This is a genomic window from Aquimarina mytili (assembly GCF_016735115.1).
Taxonomy (GTDB): Bacteria; Bacteroidota; Bacteroidia; order Flavobacteriales; family Flavobacteriaceae; genus Aquimarina; species Aquimarina mytili.
The window spans coordinates 204,047-221,781 of record NZ_JAERQJ010000002.1; the positions used below are offsets into that span (position 1 = coordinate 204,047).

General features: G+C 33.7%; 15 protein-coding genes and 1 other RNA gene. 6 read left to right on the forward strand and 10 right to left on the reverse strand.

Annotated features, from left to right (window positions below; all coding sequences use genetic code 11):
* Positions 1 to 98 precede the first annotated feature (98 nt).
* From JJQ60_RS05780 to JJQ60_RS05810, 7 genes are all read right to left on the reverse strand, one after another.
* Positions 99 to 509, reverse strand: a complete 411-nt coding sequence (locus JJQ60_RS05780) for a hypothetical protein (protein ID WP_201917616.1) — start codon at positions 507 to 509, stop codon at positions 99 to 101.
* Between the two features lie 81 nt (positions 510 to 590).
* Positions 591 to 1,919, reverse strand: a complete 1,329-nt coding sequence (locus JJQ60_RS05785) for a dicarboxylate/amino acid:cation symporter (RefSeq protein ID WP_201917618.1) — start codon at positions 1,917 to 1,919, stop codon at positions 591 to 593.
* A gap of 189 nt (positions 1,920 to 2,108) precedes the next feature.
* Positions 2,109 to 3,173, reverse strand: a complete 1,065-nt coding sequence (aroC, locus tag JJQ60_RS05790) for a chorismate synthase (RefSeq protein WP_201917620.1) — start codon at positions 3,171 to 3,173, stop codon at positions 2,109 to 2,111.
* A 189-nt stretch (positions 3,174 to 3,362) separates the two neighbouring features.
* Positions 3,363 to 4,709: a GntP family permease gene (locus tag JJQ60_RS05795; protein ID WP_201917622.1), complete on the reverse strand. Its 1,347-nt coding sequence runs from the start codon at positions 4,707 to 4,709 to the stop codon at positions 3,363 to 3,365.
* Between the two features lie 5 nt (positions 4,710 to 4,714).
* Positions 4,715 to 6,628 (reverse strand): NADP-dependent phosphogluconate dehydrogenase, encoded by a 1,914-nt coding sequence (gene gndA / locus JJQ60_RS05800; protein WP_236669048.1) that lies wholly within the window; start codon positions 6,626 to 6,628, stop codon positions 4,715 to 4,717.
* A 456-nt stretch (positions 6,629 to 7,084) separates the two neighbouring features.
* The gene (locus tag JJQ60_RS05805; RefSeq protein ID WP_201917624.1) at positions 7,085 to 10,009 is read right to left on the reverse strand and encodes an FAD-binding and (Fe-S)-binding domain-containing protein; all 2,925 of its coding nucleotides are present in this window, start codon (positions 10,007 to 10,009) and stop codon (positions 7,085 to 7,087) included.
* Entirely contained in the window at positions 9,999 to 10,484 is a 486-nt protein-coding gene (locus JJQ60_RS05810; RefSeq protein WP_201917626.1) for an Lrp/AsnC family transcriptional regulator, read from the reverse strand. Before JJQ60_RS05810 ends, JJQ60_RS05805 begins: the two co-directional genes overlap by 11 nt.
* Before the next feature lie 160 nt (positions 10,485 to 10,644).
* On the opposite strand from JJQ60_RS05810, the gene JJQ60_RS05815 reads away from it, so the two are divergent.
* Complete coding sequence (locus tag JJQ60_RS05815; RefSeq protein WP_201917628.1) at positions 10,645 to 11,457, forward strand: DUF1338 domain-containing protein; 813 nt, start codon at positions 10,645 to 10,647, stop codon at positions 11,455 to 11,457.
* Between the two features lie 93 nt (positions 11,458 to 11,550).
* The gene (locus JJQ60_RS05820; protein WP_201917630.1) at positions 11,551 to 12,039 is read left to right on the forward strand and encodes a hypothetical protein; all 489 of its coding nucleotides are present in this window, start codon (positions 11,551 to 11,553) and stop codon (positions 12,037 to 12,039) included.
* A gap of 33 nt (positions 12,040 to 12,072) precedes the next feature.
* Here the strand turns inward: JJQ60_RS05820 and bshA are convergent, their stop codons facing one another.
* Positions 12,073 to 13,200, reverse strand: a complete 1,128-nt coding sequence (gene bshA / locus JJQ60_RS05825; RefSeq protein WP_201917632.1) for an N-acetyl-alpha-D-glucosaminyl L-malate synthase BshA — start codon at positions 13,198 to 13,200, stop codon at positions 12,073 to 12,075.
* A 65-nt stretch (positions 13,201 to 13,265) separates the two neighbouring features.
* Positions 13,266 to 13,568, reverse strand: an RNA gene (gene rnpB, locus JJQ60_RS05830) — RNase P RNA component class A.
* 128 nt (positions 13,569 to 13,696) lie between these two features.
* On the opposite strand from rnpB, the gene JJQ60_RS05835 reads away from it, so the two are divergent.
* The 4 genes from JJQ60_RS05835 to miaE all read left to right on the forward strand — a co-directional run bounded on the left by JJQ60_RS05835 (position 13,697) and on the right by miaE (position 17,339).
* Positions 13,697 to 15,526: a DNA polymerase III subunit gamma/tau gene (locus JJQ60_RS05835; protein WP_201917634.1), complete on the forward strand. Its 1,830-nt coding sequence runs from the start codon at positions 13,697 to 13,699 to the stop codon at positions 15,524 to 15,526.
* Positions 15,527 to 15,682: 156 nt separating this feature from the next.
* On the forward strand, positions 15,683 to 15,886 hold the full coding sequence (locus JJQ60_RS05840; RefSeq protein WP_201917636.1) for a hypothetical protein: 204 nt from the start codon (positions 15,683 to 15,685) through the stop codon (positions 15,884 to 15,886).
* A gap of 10 nt (positions 15,887 to 15,896) precedes the next feature.
* Positions 15,897 to 16,580 carry a hypothetical protein gene (locus JJQ60_RS05845; protein WP_201917638.1) on the forward strand — a complete coding sequence of 228 codons (684 nt, stop codon included), beginning with the start codon at positions 15,897 to 15,899 and terminating at the stop codon, positions 16,578 to 16,580.
* A gap of 177 nt (positions 16,581 to 16,757) precedes the next feature.
* Entirely contained in the window at positions 16,758 to 17,339 is a 582-nt protein-coding gene (gene miaE, locus JJQ60_RS05850) for a tRNA-(ms[2]io[6]A)-hydroxylase (RefSeq protein ID WP_201917640.1), read from the forward strand.
* A gap of 74 nt (positions 17,340 to 17,413) precedes the next feature.
* On the opposite strand, the gene JJQ60_RS05855 is transcribed toward miaE, so the two are convergent.
* On the reverse strand, positions 17,414 to 17,635 hold the full coding sequence (locus JJQ60_RS05855; protein WP_201917642.1) for a hypothetical protein: 222 nt from the start codon (positions 17,633 to 17,635) through the stop codon (positions 17,414 to 17,416).
* Positions 17,636 to 17,735 lie beyond the last annotated feature (100 nt).

A 17,735-nucleotide genomic window follows, 5' to 3' on the forward strand; every position in this document is an offset into this window, starting at 1 on the left:
TTATATACCAATTTAAAATATCCTGAAATTTAAAGGCAAAGACCTCACCAGTTCTAAAACTAGTGAGGTCTACAACAATAATTTTGATTTTACTGTACTTATCGCTGAAAAGTGAAAAGAAAACCATCTCTAAATTGTTCGTCAATAATAAGTGTATTATTGTTAAGGCTTAAATTACCAATACTGATATCATTAATAATCAACTCTTGAACATCATCTAATGTTTGAATGGAATAATTATAAGTCCCTGTGGGTAAACTATCTTCTAAATTCGTATCGCTATTGTTATTAACCACAGTGATGATTTTAGAGGTTTCGTCAAAGTCCCAAACAATAGTTCCTGATTCAAAAATGTGATCAACCCCTAAAAATCCTCCTGTAACAGCAACTAAATTCCATTTTCCTTCTAATCCAAATGTATTTACATCTGGAATATTTACGGTTGCATCATCATCGTTTTTACAACTAAAAAGTGTTATAAAAATTAATATGTACGTTAGATATTTCATCTTCAGTTTCTAATTAGTTAACAGATATATAACTGTAGATGAAGTACTTTTAGTGTTTGTTGCGTGAATAGACTGTTAAACTTACTTAACATCATCATAATGATCATCCCATTCTTTCACCTTGGGATCTCCTAATTTGCCAACAGATTTTGCTACAATCATAGACACAGTAGCATCTCCGGTAACATTGATCGTTGTTCTTAACATATCTAAAGGCCTATCCACTGCAAAAATGAGTGCCAAACCAATCGGTAATTTATCAGAAGGAAAGCCTATAGCTTCGAGAACAATAACAAGCATAACCATCCCTGCTCCCGGAACTGCCGCAGATCCAATGGATGCTAATAAAGCTGTCAATACAATGGTAATTTGATTACTAAATGTCAAACCTTCAGGCCATAACACTTGCATAATAAATACTGATGCCACGGCTTGATACAAACTAGTACCATCCATATTTATAGTCGCTCCTACTGGTAACACAAAACTAGACACTTCTTTGTCTACACCAATATGCTCTTCTACTCTTTCCATAGTTACTGGAAGTGTAGCGGCACTAGAACTAGTAGAAAATGCTAATAATTGTGCAGGGCTAATTTCTTTTAAAAACCAAAATGGTGATTTTTTTGTAATCACTGAAACCAGAATACAATAAAAAACAATCATTAATAATAAACCAAACAATACTACACCTGCATATTTTAAAAGTGCTAATAAAATATCAGGATCATCAGAAGTAACTACAACATTGGCTAACAAAGCAAAAACCGCATATGGTGCACTAAGCATAATGAGATCTACCATCTTTAATACAACCTCATTTAGGCTATCAAAAAAATTCTTTAGCGGTTCTGATTGAGAAGGTTTTACCAATAGCATACTAATACCTAGAAAAATTGCAAAGAATATTACCTGAAGCATTAGCTTATTATTACTCATAGCAGCAACTGCATTTTGAGGCACCATATCGACTACAAATTGTAATGGACCACTTTCTTTTTGTCTACCAGCTTCTGCGATACGTTCTGATATTTTAGAACTACTTGCATATTCTGAAGTCAATTTTTCAATAGTTTCAGGAGTAATTCCTTCTCCAGGTTTGGCAATATTTACAATCAATAATCCTATAGTTATTGCTATTATGGTCGTAATGATATAAATAATAATTGTTCTCCCTCCTATAGTTTTAAACTTAGAAATATCCTTTAGATCAGAAATACCTTTTATAAGAGAAGCCAATATTAATGGCACTGCTATTAATTTCAGAAGATTGACAAAAATAGTACCCAAAGGAGCAATCCAATCCCCAGTAAATCCTTTTCCCCAAGAAGGGTACGTCATAATAAATCCAAACAATATACCGGCTATCATTCCGATAACGATTTGCCAATGCAGTGCAACTTTTTTCATGTGAATTTTTTAATAATTAAGCCAAACAGCGTCGAAGATATAAATTAAAAACAAAAAAAGTATATAGAAATTGCGATTTACTTAAGATAATATGTAAGGAGGCAAAGTATTAAAATGGTGTATCACACAATGAAGCACATTTGTTTCACCGCATAATTACTTTCTAAATCACGAAAAAAGAAGTGTTTACTATTTCTTAACCGTTCGATTCATTAACCAATAATCAACAAGAACTAAAGCAGCCATTGCTTCCACTATGGGTACTGCTCTCGGTACAACACATGGATCGTGTCTTCCCTTACCTTGCATCTTTACTACCTTACCATCTTTGTCAATAGTATCTTGGTCCTGCATAATGGTCGCTACAGGTTTAAATGCTACATTAAAATAAATATCCATTCCGTTAGAAATACCTCCTTGTATACCTCCTGATAGGTTGGTTTTTGTAGTCCCGTCGGTATTAAATAGATCATTATGCTGACTCCCCTTGAGTTCTGCACCCGCAAAACCACTTCCATATTCAAAGCCTTTTACCGCATTTATAGAAAGCATAGCTTTACCCAATTCTGCATGAAGTTTATCAAAAACAGGTTCTCCCAAACCTACTGGAACACCAGAAATAGCACAACTTACTACCCCTCCAACAGTATCGCCTTCTTTTCTAATCTGTTTGATATATTGTTCCATCTTGGTTGCCATCTCGGTATCAGGGCAACGTACAATATTGGCTTCGGTTAATCCAAAATCTAATTCTGTATGTGATTTCTCTAATTTGATAGATCCAACACCACTAACATATGCATTAATTGTAATTGAAGGTAAAACTTGTTTTGCAATAGCTCCTGCTACTACTCTACTTGCTGTTTCTCTAGCAGATGAACGACCACCACCTCTATAATCTCGCACTCCGTATTTTTGGTCATACGTATAATCGGCATGAGATGGTCTATATGAGTCCTTAATATGAGAATAGTCTTTGGATTTTTGGTTCGCATTTTTGATGACAAAGCCGATAGGTGTACCGGTAGTAACCCCTTCAAAAATGCCAGAATAAAACTCCACTGTATCTGGCTCTTTACGCTGAGTAACAATAGCCGATTGCCCTGGTTTTCTGCGATCCAATTCTTGCTGAATAGCTTCCAAATCTAAAGTAACCCCAGCCGGGCATCCGTCAATGATACCGCCGATTGCAACACCATGTGATTCTCCAAAAGTAGTAAGCTTAAATAAATTTCCAAATGTATTTCCTGCCATGAATGCAAATTTTAAGACAAATGTAATTTTAAATCTTTAAAATCATGGTAGTAATATGATATAAAAAAGGCTGGTTTTATTATGAAAATTAAATCTTATTGTCTTTTTAAGCTATTTTTTTAGAAAGTCTATTAAAACACTTATTTGGCCGTTATACAGGTAGTATTTCTGATATAAAAAGTGAAAATCTTAAAAAACATACCATAGAATTATGGATGTTATAACTCCTATCAAAGCAATTAATGTTGTCATTATGGTCCAGGATCCAAATGTTTGCTTTTCATTTAATCCGAGGTATTGTCCCACCAGCCAAAAACCACTATCATTAACATGAGATAATATGGTAGCCCCAGAAGCTATTGAAATTACAAAAAGAGCAATCTGCGATTCACTATAGTCTCCTCCTAAAATAATGGGTGAAGTTATTCCAGCCGCAGCAATCATTGCTGTTGTGGCAGAACCTTGCAAGATTCTAATCAATGCAGCTACGACAAAAGCAAATAGCAAAGGATGTATTGATGAACTTTGCAAAGAAGAAGCTAACATTTCTCCGGCTTTAGTATCCACCAATATCTGTTTAAATGCACCACCGGCTCCGGTTAATAAAATTATAGAACCTGCAGGCTGAAAAGATTTACTCGATACTCGTAACAAAGCATCTTTATCTACCCCGCGTTTTATTCCTAAAACATACCATGCAATTAAATTAGCAATAATTAACGCTGTGAAAGGATGCCCTAATAAAGAGATCGTATATCTGATATATTCAGGTATTTCCTTTTGATAAAACCAATCACTAAGTATCATCGTTTTTAATACAATTAGTAAAATAGGCAGCACTATTATTACTATTATGACAAGAGGATTGGGCAGCTCTTTATTTTCCGAAGATTTTAGGTCTGTTATTGTTGGTATTGATACGTTTATTTTTTTAGAAACAAATTTTGCAAACAGAGGCCCACTTACAATTGCTGCAGGAATTCCGACAATAAACCCCAAAATGATTACCCAGCCTAAGTTTGCTCCTAAAATATCTGCTACGGCAACTGGACCAGGTGTTGGTGGAATAAAACTATGGGTAATTGCCAATCCAGCAAGCAACGGGATCGCATAAAGCAATATTGATTTCTTTGTCTTTTCGGCTATAGCATAAACCAGAGGAACCAGAATAATAAAGGCTACATCAAAAAATACTGGAATAGCAATGATAAAACCGGTGATCATTAATGCCCATGAGGCGTTCTTTTCGCCAGATAATCTAATGATATAAGCTGCCAAACCCTGTGCTCCTCCTGAATATTCTAACAATCCTCCAAATAATGCCCCCAAACCAACAACCGTAGCAACAAAACCAAGAGTTCCTCCCATCCCGTTCTTTATGCTATTAATCATTACCTCTGGCGACATGCCACTTATTATACCTACAAGCATAGAGACAATTAAGAGTGCTATAAAAGCATGGATTTTGAGCCTTAACACCAGAAAAACAAGCAGAAATATACCTATTCCTACCGCAAACAATAATTGATAATCCATAGTTATTATTTTTTCCAATTTGTATGAAAGTATTCTGTTAATGGTTTATCTACTCTTTGATATGTATGTGCTCCAAAATAATCCCGTTGAGCTTGTATTAGATTAGCCGAAGATTTTTGGGTTATATAAGACAAAAAATAACTTGCAGCAGCAGATAAAACGGGTAATGGTGTTCGTGCTTTAAGTCCAACTGAAACGATTTCTGTAAGGGGGTTAACACTATCCTTCATAAAGGATACGATTTCGGGTAATAGTAATAATGAAGTTTCGTTACTTTGCTTAAAAAGAGAAGATATCCTTTCCATTAACTCACTTCGTATTATACATCCATTAGTCCATATTCGAGCTATATCGGATAAATTAAGATCCCATCGATACTCTTTAGAAGCGTTTGCCAGCAGATCAAATCCTATAGCATGATTAATAATACTAGAGGCTCTATATCCTTTTTCCAAGGCATTTAAAAAACGGCTATCATCTTCTTTTACTTTTGTAGTTTGTATCTGGTAGACTTCTGAGGCCTCTACTCTTTTAGATTTCATTCCAGAAATATTTCGTGCCATTACTGATTCTGAAATTGTTGATAATGGCATTCCAATCTCCAGGGCAGCAATAGTGGACCAGCCTCCGGTTCCTTTTTGCCCCGCTTTATCAAGAATTTTATCGATTAGAAAATCTCCTTTTTCTTCTTTTAATAAAATATCTGCTGTAATTTCAAGCAAATAACTATCAGCACCACAGGTTCTCCAAGAATTAAAAATATCACTAATTTGATTTGGTTTTTTATTATAATAAAAACGAAGTAAATGATACATCTCTGCGAGTAATTGCATTTCTGCATATTCAATTCCATTATGAACCATTTTCACATAATGCCCTGATCCTCCTGGTCCAATATATGCACAACACGGGATGTTATTTTTATCTTTAGCGGCAATAGTTTCCAGAAACTTTCTTGATTGTTGGTATCCTAATTTTGATCCACCTGGCATGATAGATGGTCCGTACAAAGCTCCTTCTTCTCCACCAGAAATTCCAGCTCCAACATAATTGATTCCTAGTTCCGATAAATGCTGAGTTCTCCTCGATGTATCCTTAAAATGAGAGTTTCCTCCATCAATTAAGCAATCTCCTTCTGTCAAAAAAGGAACCATGGCTTCAACAATTAAATCAATAGGTCTACCCGCATTTACCATAATTATAATCGAACGCGGTCGTTTTATAGATGCTACAAAAGACTCTATATTGTCAAAACCAATAATGTTAGAATCATCCTGATCGTTTACAAATCGCTGTGCCACATTAACCTCCTTATCTAAGACCTGTCGGTTGTAAACAGATATTTTAAGTTTTTTAGACAAACAATTTCTGGCTAGACTTTTTCCCATTACACCTAGTCCTACAATGCCTATTTGTGATTTTTGTATGCTCAAATTTGTAATGATTTGTTTAATAATTTCTTCAACATTTTGATCAATAGATACCGATATACCTTTGCTAGGTTTTTCTAAAGTTTCAAATTGAGATGCTAATAATTCTTTTTTGAAAAAATGATCTTTTCTTGCTTGTAACCGTTTAGAGATTAAATCAAAACCTCCATCAAGAAAAATCCATTGAATATAATTAGACGGTATAGATGTTAATATCTCCCTGTATTCTTGCTTCAAAGCTGAACAGGCTAATACTGCACCTTCACTTCTATGCCAATTTTCGATTTGGAGTGCTATTTTTTTTAGCCAAGGTTCTCTGTCTTTATCATTTAATGGAAAACCTTCAGACATCTTTTTAATATTGTCTTTTGAGTGAAAGTCATCTGCATCAAAAAACGGAATTTCCAATTCTTGGGACAGCGCTTTTCCTATTGTTGTCTTTCCACATCCGGATACGCCACATACAATATAGATCATTTCTGAATTCATGTCATAATATTCTAAAGAATAACTCTTAATACTAACTTACGGTTGCCAAGCCAAAGAACTATTTAATTACTTCAATAGTATTATACCCAAAATACTTATTCTAAATGGGGATACTGTGGATATTTAGCAATTCGGAAAGCAGTATTTTTCTAAACCTTATTTAAAAGTAATCAAAAAGATTATTTCTTTTATTTCTAAAAACACAGAAGTCATATATTCACTTGAAATCATAATGAGATACTAAGCTAGTTTAGTATCACACGAATTAGTGTTAGAATTAGACAATAGAACAGAAAACCTAACTTCATTACAATATCATAATCAGTAATGGCAACGAGTTCATTCTGAAAATAAACATTTAGAAACTTTTGCAGAAAACAAAGAAAAAACCGAGGAACTAATCATTAGTCCAGAAGTCTTAATAACTATTATGATTTCATAAAAAGAATCTAAGCCTTATTCAACCAAAGCATTTCTTATAATCGTAACAGGATGTATTGCATTTTTTTGTGTACCATCTTTTATTTGATGTCTACAGCTGGTTCCTACTGCAGCAATAATAGTATCTTGAGAAGCTTTTCTTACTGTAGGGAATAAAGTTTGTTCTCCTACCTGCATACTAATATCGTAATGTTCTTTTTCATACCCAAAAGAACCCGCCATACCACAACAGCCCGATGGGATAATGGTAACTTTAAAGTTTTCAGGAAGATTAAGTAACGTAAATGTATTATGAATATTTGAAAGTGCTTTTTGATGACAATGACCATGCAATTTGATTGTCTTAGCTTCTGTAATAAAATGGTTAGAATTTATATTTCCCACTTCAATTTCTGAAGCCAAAAATTCATCAATCAAAAATGTGTTTTTCGAAACCGATTTTGCTTTTTGCTGATCACTAGCCAATCGTAGATATTCATCTCTAAATGTTAATATTGCTGAAGGTTCGATCCCAATAAGCGGTGTTTCTTGTGAAATCAAATCTGAAAAAATAGTCACATTATAATTTGCTAATTTCTGAGCTTGCTTTAATAATCCCTTAGAAATAAAAGTACGTCCGCTTTCTTTATGATCAACAATTTTCACTTCATAATTTAACTTGGTAAGCAGAAGAATAGCATCAATACCAATATTGACATCTAAATGATTTGTAAATTCATCTATGAAGAGATACAGGGTTTTAAGAGGACTTTCCGGTTGTACCTTTTTCAAATTCTTTTTACACCAGTTCCTTAAAGACTGTTTACTTAGTGTAGGTAACTCACGCTGTTTTGCGATACCAAAAACAGATTTCATAAGTCCTGAGGTGACCGTGTTTTTGAAAAAGAAATTCGTTATCGTTGGTGTTATGCTTCCTAATTGGTTTAATCGATTATTATAAGCAAAAAGCTTCGTTCTTATCGAAACTCCATTCTCCTTCTGGTATTGATATTCAAATTCAGATTTTAGTGTTGCCACATCAACGTTAGATGGGCATTCGCTAGAACATCCTTTACAACTTAAACACAAATCAAAGACTTCTTTAAGTTCTTTGTTATTAAATCGATTTGTTTTTTCACTGTTTGTTAAAAATTCGCGCAATGCATTTGCCCTACCACGTGTTGTATCTTTTTCATTTTTTGTTGCCCTGTAACTGGGGCACATTGTTCCACCAGCTTCTATTGATTTACGGCAATCACCACTACCGTTACATTTTTCTGTGGCTCTTAGAATTCCTAAAGAATCTGAAAAATCTAATATGGTATTTATTTCTGGCTCCTTTCGATCAATCTCATAGCGCAATTTTTGATCCATGGGATATGCATGCACAATTTTTCCAGGATTAAAAATACTATGAGGGTCAAATATTTTCTTGATATTTTTTATGATCTGAAAATTTTCTTCTCCTATCATAAATGGTATATATGCCGCCCTTACGATACCATCACCATGCTCACCACTCATAGAGCCTTTATACTTTTTTACCAGTGCAGCAACATCATCCGTTATTTTCTTAAAAAGAACAACATCTTCGCTTTTTTTAAGGTCTAAAATAGGCCTCAAGTGTAACTCTCCTGCTCCGGCATGTGCATAATACACTGCTTGCTGGTCATATGATTTCATTATTGCCGTAAACTCGGAAATATAATCTGCCAGGTCCGAAATTGCAACCGCAGTATCTTCAATACAAGCTACCGCTTTTTTATCTCCAACAATGTTTCCCAACAGGCCCAATCCAGCTTTTCGAAGTTCTAAAGCCTGATCTATTTCTTTTCCTTTTAAAATAGCATTTGAATAGCTTAAACCATTATCATCTAAAGTTCTGAGCAATAATTGCATCTGATCCTCCAGATCTTCTTTGTTATTGGCTCGGAGTTCTAACATCAGAATAGCTTCTGGGTCTTCAACAATAAAAAAACGATTCTTCTGCTGTTCGATATTATTTTTTGTACAATCTAAAATGGTTTTATCCATCATTTCACAAGTGAACAAAGGATGCCGCATAACAGATTCTACGGCATTCATACAATCCTCAATAGTCCTAAAATGTGCAGCGACCATTACAGATTCTTCTGGAGGTAAATCATCTAAGTGTAACGTAATCTGAGTTGTAAACGCTAATGTGCCCTCACTACCCACCAATAATTTACACATATTAAAGGATTCTGAGTGCTCTGAAAACACCTCTGAGTTTATAAGTTCATCAATGGCATACCCTGTATTACGACGATGAATTTCAGGTTTCGGAAAATTATCTTTTATTTGCTTTTGAACAGTTTCTGAAAAAAGCTCTATATATATATTCTTATAAATCGAACCTTCTAAAGTAGTAAGTTCTTTCTTTTTATTGAACTCTTCTTGAGATAGTTCAGCAAAAACAACTTCAGATCCATCAGATAAAACAGTATTAAGTTTTGCTACTTTATCTCTTGTAACTCCATATTGAATCGAAGTTGTACCACTACTATTATTACCAACCATACCACCTATCATACATCGATTTGAAGTCGAGGTATTAGGTCCAAAAAATAGTTTATACGGTTTCAAAAATCGATTAAGATCATCGCGTATCACACCAGGTTGTATCGTTACCGTTTTATTTTCTTGATCTACAGAAAGTATTTTGGTAAAATGCTTTGAGACATCTACAACTATACCTTCACCTACACATTGACCGGCAAGAGATGTACCTGCCGTCCTTGGGATAAGACCAATATGGTTCTTTGTAGCAAAAGCAATTAATATTTTTAAATCTTCAATAGATTTAGGGAAAGCTACAGCCATAGGAATTCTGCGATACACTGATGCATCTGTTGCATATAGTGCTTTAGAAAGGGAATCAAATTGTAATTCTCCTTCTAATTGCTTTTCCAATAATTTTAATGCACTACTATGAGTCATATACGTTTTTCTTTGCTAAAGAGTCCAGAGAAACCGGTCTTTTAAAATTGGTATCAAAACAAATAAAACTGTCGGTCCCAGCAACCCCATCTATATGATGCACTTGCTCGTATAAAACCTTTCTCAGGTGATGGTTATCTACAGCAAAAATAAGAATGAAAATGGCATAATGGCCCGAAACGTAATTACATTCTAATATTTCAGGAATTTTTTTTAATCCCTCAACCACTTGCTCTGCATATCTAGCCTCTCTTAAACGAATACCTACATAGGATTTAGTTCTAAATCCCAATTGTTTTTCATCTACAACAAACTCTGCTTTGGCTATTACGCCTCTTTGTTTTAGTTTTTTAATTCTTTGATGAACTAAAGAATTTGAGATTTTCAAATCATCGGCTATTTGAGAAAATGGTTTTCTAGCATCTTCGCGAATCTGCAACAAAATCTGTTGGTCTACATAATCAAAATGGTTCATAATAATCAAGAAATTAAATAGTTAATGGTCAATATGACAATATGGATTTTATATTATATCAAATTGACACATAAAACATTAAAAACATAGCAAAATTAATTAAATATAATAAAATAAAAGTCAAAAATAATATTTTTGCAACAAATAAAAACACAATTAAATGAGCCCTACCTATTTTTTTAATGAATTATGGAATCAGTATACGGCTAAAACACCATCTGCCGAAAAGATCAAATCTATATTAGAAGCAGAAGGAAACAAAGTATACAATGATCATATAGCAATACGCACTTTTAATGACCCAAGAGTACATATAGATGTTATAGCAAAACCATTTATAGCCATGGGCTATGAACCAAAAGGCGAATATCATTTTGAGGCTAAAAAGTTATTTGCCAAGCATTTTGAACATAAAAACGACACTAACGCTCCAAAAATTTTTATAAGCCAATTGCTATTAGAAGAATTTTCTGAAGAGATTAGAAAAACTATTATCGACATTCTTGATCAAACAGATCAAAGTGTATTCAAACAAGACGATTTGATTCTAAAAGGAAGAGTTTGGAACAAACCATCCTTAAAAATCTATCAAAACCTTCTTTCTGTATCCGAATATGCAGCGTGGATGTATGTAAATGGATTTTGTTCAAATCACTTCACAATAGATGTGAATAAGTTAAAGACTTTTGAAAATTTATCACAGGTAAACGATTTTTTAAAATCCAACGGATTTACAATGAACTCTTCTGGAGGAGAAATCAAAGGATCTCCAACTCTACTACTAGAGCAATCTAGTATTCTAGCAGATGCCGTTGAGATTGAGTTTGAAGAAGGTTACAAAGAAATAACTTCGTGTTATTATGAGTTTGCTTTTCGTTATCCAAATGCTGATGGAAATCTTTATTCTGGCTTCATTGCAGGCTCTGCTGATAAGATTTTTGAAAGCACAGATATGGTACTTCAAGATAGGTAGTTAATCGAAATTAACAAAAATTTAAGAATTTTACTTACTGATCAGAACATTTGTGACGTTATATTCGAAGACTAAATAAAAACCTATTTAACTATGACAAAACGTATTTTAATAATTACGGCTTTCTTATTAGGTACTATAAGTACTATCCAATCACAAGAAATTTCTAAAAATGCCCTGGGAATTAGAATTGGTGATAATGATGGATTTGGGGCTGAAGTTTCTTACCAAAGAGGTCTAAGTGGTAATAACCGATTAGAATTTGATTTAGGATGGAGAGACTTTGATGCCGCTACTGCTATAAAGGTTGCTGCGCTTTACCAATGGGTATTTAACCTAGATAAGGGATTCAACTGGTATGTAGGACCAGGTGGTGGAGTTGGTTTTGTGGACTATGACGATCGTGTTTTTGGAAGAAGTGATAGTGATAGTTTTTTCTTCATTGCTGGTGATATAGGAATCGAATATAACTTTGATGCTCCTATAATTATTTCATTGGATATAAGACCAGAAATTGGTTTTGGAGACTTTAACGATGATTTAGATTTAGATATTGGTCTTGGTATTCGCTATCAATTCTAAAATATCATAAACAATACATATACTGAATCGTTCCTAAGATATTGCTAATGCACTTTCGTATAGAGCAATATATTTAGGAACGATTTCGTTTACATCAAATTTTAATGCTTCGGCAAATGCATTTTGCTTAAACATCTCAAGAGTACTGTCATCTTCAAGGATTTTAATCGCATTCTCAGACATCTCTTTTACATCACCTACATTACTTAAATATCCCGAAACTCCATGATTATTAACTTCTGGAATACCTCCAGCATTACTTGATATTACAGGAACTTTATTGACCATTGCTTCTAACGCCGCCAATCCAAAACTTTCTCTTTCTGAAGGAAGCAAAAACAAATCGGAGAAACATAATATTTTATCAATCTCATTACTATTCCCAAAAAAGATCACTTTATCCTTTATTCCTAATTCTTTACACTTTTCTTCTGCTGGTTTGCGCTCAGGTCCTTCACCAACCATAAGTAATTTTGCTGGCATCTTATTTTGAATATTATAAAAAATATCGACGATATCGGTAATTCTTTTTACAGCTCTAAAATTACTAATATGGGTTACAATACGTTCTTCGGGAAGGGCCATCACCTCGCGTTGGCAATCTGTAAAACTGCTTTTTTGGTGGCTTACATCAATAAAGTTTGGCACAACTTGTATCTCTTTTTTGATATCAAATAAACGCAATGTATCGTCTTTTAAACTTTGTGAGACAGAAGTTACTATATCGCTGTTATTAATACTAAAGGTTACGGCGGGTTTATAATAAGGATGATTTCCTACTAAAGTGATATCTGTACCATGCAAAGTTGTAACCATGGGTACAAATATTCCTTCTTCTTCAAGCATTTTTTTTGCCATATATCCCGCATATGCATGGGGAATTGCATAATGCACATGCAACACATCTATCTGGTATTTTTTGATGGTATCCACCAATTTACTAGACAGTGCCAGTTCATAGGGTTGATAATGAAACAATGGGTATGTAGGAACATTAACTTCATGAAAATGTATATTAGGGTCCAAAAGATCCAAACGCACAGGCTGTTTATAGGTTATAAAATGAACCTCATGGCTCAGTTTAGCCAAAGCGATTCCCAATTCTGTGGCCACTACTCCACTACCACCAAAGGTAGGATAACAAACTATTGCGATTTTCATGTAGACAATTTTCTTGAGGCACAAGGTACAAGAAAATTAGTATTGGCAGTTGTTAAAGGAGTTTTAAAAAAAGCAGATCATAAGCCGGATTCTGTTTCCAACAATGTGGATCCTTATCATTTATCTAGTCTCAATATTACTATTGAGATCAAACCGCCTACCCTCCAACATTGGGCGCACAACCCTAAAAAGCTGGTTTACATGGCGTTGCACCGTATAGAGTTTACCTGATTTCACTACAGCATAACCTGTACATACTTTCTGTTGCACTTGTCCTCGCCTTACGACGGACGGGCGTTACCCGCTATACTGTGCTATGGTGTCCGGACTTTCCTCGACCCTAAGGCCGCGATAAGGTGATCTGCTTACTACAAAAGTATCATAATTCATAATTATGTATCTCGAATTACAAATTATTTTTTCAGCTGTTAATAACTAAAAATAAAAACCGAATCCTAAAATTTATTTTTTGTATTCAATTTTTAACTTTGTATCGATGGAACATTTTATAGTATCTGCTCGTAAATACAGACCCCAAACATTTAAAGATGTTGTGGGCCAGCAAGCTATTACCAATACGTTGCTTAATGCTATAGAAAATAACCATCTTGCCCAGGCACTTTTATTCACTGGGCCCAGGGGAGTTGGTAAAACTTCATGCGCAAGAATTCTTGCAAAAACCATCAATCAAGATGGAAATCAGCATCCTGATGAAGATTTTGCTTTTAATATTTTCGAACTTGATGCTGCTTCAAACAACTCAGTTGATGATATCCGAAACCTTATAGATCAGGTTCGTATTCCACCTCAAGTTGGAAAATACAAGGTATATATCATTGACGAGGTGCATATGTTGTCTCAAGCTGCTTTTAATGCTTTCTTAAAAACGTTAGAAGAACCACCAAAACATGCAATTTTTATACTAGCGACAACAGAAAAACACAAAATTATCCCTACGATTCTGTCTAGATGTCAGATATTTGATTTTAAAAGAATTACAGTTACAGATGCCAAAAATCACTTGATGCAGGTTGCCACTCAAGAAGGTATTACAGCTGATGAAGATGCACTACAGATTATTGCTCAAAAAGCTGATGGTGCGATGCGTGATGCGCTCTCTATTTTTGACAGAGTGGTTAGTTTTAGTGGTAAAAATCTTACTAGACAAGCTGTTACAGAAAATCTTAATGTTTTAGACTATGAAACCTATTTTAAAACCACTGATTTAATTCTTGAAAATAATATTCCACAATTACTTCTTGAATTTAATGAGATTCTGGCTCTTGGATTTGATGGCCATCATTTTATAGCTGGGCTGGCTTCGCATTTTAGAGATCTATTAGTCTGCAAAAACCCAGCAACAATTAACCTTCTGGAGGTTGGAGAACAAACCAAATCAAAATATCATGAGCAATCACAAAAGACATCACATAGTTTTCTTGTAAAAGGAATAGAACTTGCGAACGATTGTGACCTCAAATACAAAACCAGTCGAAATCAACGATTGTTAGTAGAACTCTGCTTAATGCAACTCGCCTCTATCCTACTCAACACGGATGGAGAAAAAAAAAATGATCAACCGTACATAATTCCTCCATCATATTTCAAAGAGAAAGGAATAGAGGCCATAAAAATTCCTGCAGCCGCAAAAGAAAAGGTTGACCAAAAAAACGTAGAAATAAACTCTGTACTACAACAACCAGAAAAACCAACTCAAACACCTCAAAAAAGTGCTGATGTTAGCATTGCTAATCATACGGTACAAACCAATGCCAATGAGGTTTCAAATGATAGCACACCTTCTACTAGCAATGAGTCATTAGTAGCAACTTCTACAGAAAAAAAGCCAATAGCAATAAATAGAGATCGAAAAACTTCAGGCTTATCACTTAGTAGCATTAGAAAAAAGAAGGAGCATCAAGAAAATAAACAAGAAAAAGTAATAGATCCTAAAAATCTACCAACAGAAGATTTTACAGAATCTGAAATGCAAGATGGTTGGATTGAGTATGGAAAATTGCAAGATAAAAAAGGAGAACGCATTATCGGATCTATGTTTGCCATGAATATACCAACACTTGATGGTCATACAATCTGCTTAGAGTTACCAAACCAATCGATGAAAGTCGACCTTGAAGCAGCCCAATCTGGGTTATTACAATTTTTATATAAAAAGCTTAATAATTTTAGTATTACGCTTAAAATTACTGTGAATGAAGAGGCTTCTAAAAAATATGCATTTACTCCTCAGGACAAATACGAAAAATTAAGAGAAAAAAATCCTCTTATTGATAAACTTCGTTCGGATTTTGATTTAGATATTTAACTTTCCCATGTTATTACACGTAACCAGCATATTGTTTTTCTTTCCTTAATATCATTTCTAGACCAATTTAGAAGTATTGATAATCATAAAGTTTAGCTCCGATACTAAACAAAAATTAATTATATTGTTGTAGTACTAACCTAAATCAATTTTATTATGAAAAAAACAGTATTTGCCATCATAGCAATGGCGTTATTTTTGGTAGCTTGTGTCGACAAGAAAGCTGAAGAAGAAAAAAAAGCAGCTGAAATAAACGAACAAATAGAAGCTGTTGATCAGGAAATTAATAAAGATTTTGAATCTTTGGAAAAAGAGGCCGAAGAACTTGACAATGCTATAAATGAATTAGATAACCTATAAAAAAACACCTATGAAACTTTCAAAATATTTGCTTTGTATAATGATTATAGGGTTTATCGGTGTTGCGAATGCCCAAAAACCTGAAAAATCAGTAAAAGAGCGTAAGGAAAAAGTACAGCAGAAGAAGGAACAAATGAAGGAGAAACGCCAAGAGATGAAGGAGAAGAAGGAAGAGATGAAAGAGAAAAAAGCCGAAATTAAAGAAGCCAAAAAAGAGCTAAAAGAGGGTAAAAAAGCTATTTTAGGTGAACATCATGAAAAAATGAAAGGAATGACCCCTGAGGAAAAGAAAGCCTATCTTAAGGAAAATCCTGAATTAAAAGAAAAACTTCATGCTTATAAAGAATCTACTAAGGAGAAAAGAGAAGAATTAAAAACGAAAAGAATCGAATTCAAAAATGAGAAAGCCAATGCAGTTCAAAGTAGAATTGAAAATAAAAAAGAAAGATTAGATTTTCTGGAAAAACGTAGTAATAAAGGAGCTGATAAAATTCAGAAAACTAGAGATCGTTTACTAGCTCAAAAAGAAGCAGGCGAAATAACCGAAGAAGAGTATACCGAAAAGATGGTTAAAGTAACTGCTATTGAAGAAAAGCTAAAAAAGCATCAAGAGAGGGTTACCAAAGTTAAGTCTGGAATAAAAAAAGGTGAAGAGAAACTTATAAAACTTAATTCTAAGGAAGAAGAAAATTAGAAACAATATACTTTATCATGTTATAAGTTCAAGCCAAAGTTTAAAAACTTTGGCTTATTTTTTGCTTTTTTTATTTATCAAAATTCAAAAAATCCAAAGATCATATAGAATATAGTATCTTTGCATGTATGCTAATTATTTACCAAATGGATTAGTTAACCTTCAAAAAAATAAAAAATGCTTGGCCTAAAACTTCCTACTGATCCCAGATGGGTAAATATTGTAGAAAAAAACATTGAAGAAATTCTTACTGATCATGCATATTGTGAACAAAAAGCGACATCAACTGCAATTTCACTTATTGTAAGTTTTCCAGAGTATACTGAACTAGTACAGGAAATGACTAAATTAGTAAAAGAAGAAATTAGTCATTTTAAAATGGTACATGATAAAATCTTAGAACGTGGCTGGGTTTTAGGAAGGGATAGAAAAGATGAATATGTGATTCAATTAGTTACATTTTTTCCTAAAGGAGGAAGCCGCACAACCCAACTCGTACATCGTTTATTATATGCAGCATTGATAGAAGCTAGAAGTTGTGAGCGATTTAGATTGTTATCAGAAGAGTTAAATGATAAAGAGTTAGCAAAATTCTATAAGGATCTTATGGTTAGTGAAGCCAATCACTATACAATGTTTCTTGGTTTTGCAAGACAGTATGGGGATCGCGAAGAAGTCGATAAAAAATGGCAAGAATTGCTCACTTATGAAGCCGAAATCATGAAAGACTTAAGCAAACAAGAAACGATGCATGGATAAAATAAAAAAATAACCGCAGAAGTTATCATACATTAAGCGGCTAATTTTTATCCCCAAAATAAGAGTAAGATTTTTTAACTCATAAAACGTTCCACATTCATTATATTTATCGAATAGGTGTCTCTTAATGAAATAAGGGTTTTATACAAATAATCAGGTAAATTTTTACTTTCTAATAGTTGATCAATATGATATACTACTTTGGTCGAATTATCCATATAATTTTCAATAATTTTTAAAACAGTTTCTATTTCATTAGTAACTGCATGTGCTTTATAATTTTCAAAAGTTTTCATGACGCATTATTAATTCTTTTTATTTTGTTTACTATTTAAGTAAAGTCACGCCATCTATTATGGGTTCAACAGCGTGACTATGGGTAACTAATTTCACTAT

What these genes read in the sequence shown, in the direction of transcription:
- JJQ60_RS05820 (WP_201917630.1), top strand. Translation starts at nt 11,551, where the DNA reads ATGACAAAACGTATTTTAATAATTACGGCTTTCTTATTAGGTACTATA.
- JJQ60_RS05785 (WP_201917618.1), bottom strand. Translation starts at nt 1,919, where the DNA reads ATGAAAAAAGTTGCACTGCATTGGCAAATCGTTATCGGAATGATAGCC.
- JJQ60_RS05835 (WP_201917634.1), top strand. Translation starts at nt 13,697, where the DNA reads ATGGAACATTTTATAGTATCTGCTCGTAAATACAGACCCCAAACATTT.
- aroC (WP_201917620.1), bottom strand. Translation starts at nt 3,173, where the DNA reads ATGGCAGGAAATACATTTGGAAATTTATTTAAGCTTACTACTTTTGGA.
- JJQ60_RS05845 (WP_201917638.1), top strand. Translation starts at nt 15,897, where the DNA reads ATGAAACTTTCAAAATATTTGCTTTGTATAATGATTATAGGGTTTATC.
- bshA (WP_201917632.1), bottom strand. Translation starts at nt 13,200, where the DNA reads ATGAAAATCGCAATAGTTTGTTATCCTACCTTTGGTGGTAGTGGAGTA.
- JJQ60_RS05795 (WP_201917622.1), bottom strand. Translation starts at nt 4,709, where the DNA reads ATGGATTATCAATTATTGTTTGCGGTAGGAATAGGTATATTTCTGCTT.
- JJQ60_RS05840 (WP_201917636.1), top strand. Translation starts at nt 15,683, where the DNA reads ATGAAAAAAACAGTATTTGCCATCATAGCAATGGCGTTATTTTTGGTA.
- JJQ60_RS05815 (WP_201917628.1), top strand. Translation starts at nt 10,645, where the DNA reads ATGAGCCCTACCTATTTTTTTAATGAATTATGGAATCAGTATACGGCT.
- JJQ60_RS05810 (WP_201917626.1), bottom strand. Translation starts at nt 10,484, where the DNA reads ATGAACCATTTTGATTATGTAGACCAACAGATTTTGTTGCAGATTCGC.
- gndA (WP_236669048.1), bottom strand. Translation starts at nt 6,628, where the DNA reads ATGAATTCAGAAATGATCTATATTGTATGTGGCGTATCCGGATGTGGA.
- miaE (WP_201917640.1), top strand. Translation starts at nt 16,758, where the DNA reads ATGCTTGGCCTAAAACTTCCTACTGATCCCAGATGGGTAAATATTGTA.
- JJQ60_RS05780 (WP_201917616.1), bottom strand. Translation starts at nt 509, where the DNA reads ATGAAATATCTAACGTACATATTAATTTTTATAACACTTTTTAGTTGT.
- JJQ60_RS05855 (WP_201917642.1), bottom strand. Translation starts at nt 17,635, where the DNA reads ATGAAAACTTTTGAAAATTATAAAGCACATGCAGTTACTAATGAAATA.
- JJQ60_RS05805 (WP_201917624.1), bottom strand. Translation starts at nt 10,009, where the DNA reads ATGACTCATAGTAGTGCATTAAAATTATTGGAAAAGCAATTAGAAGGA.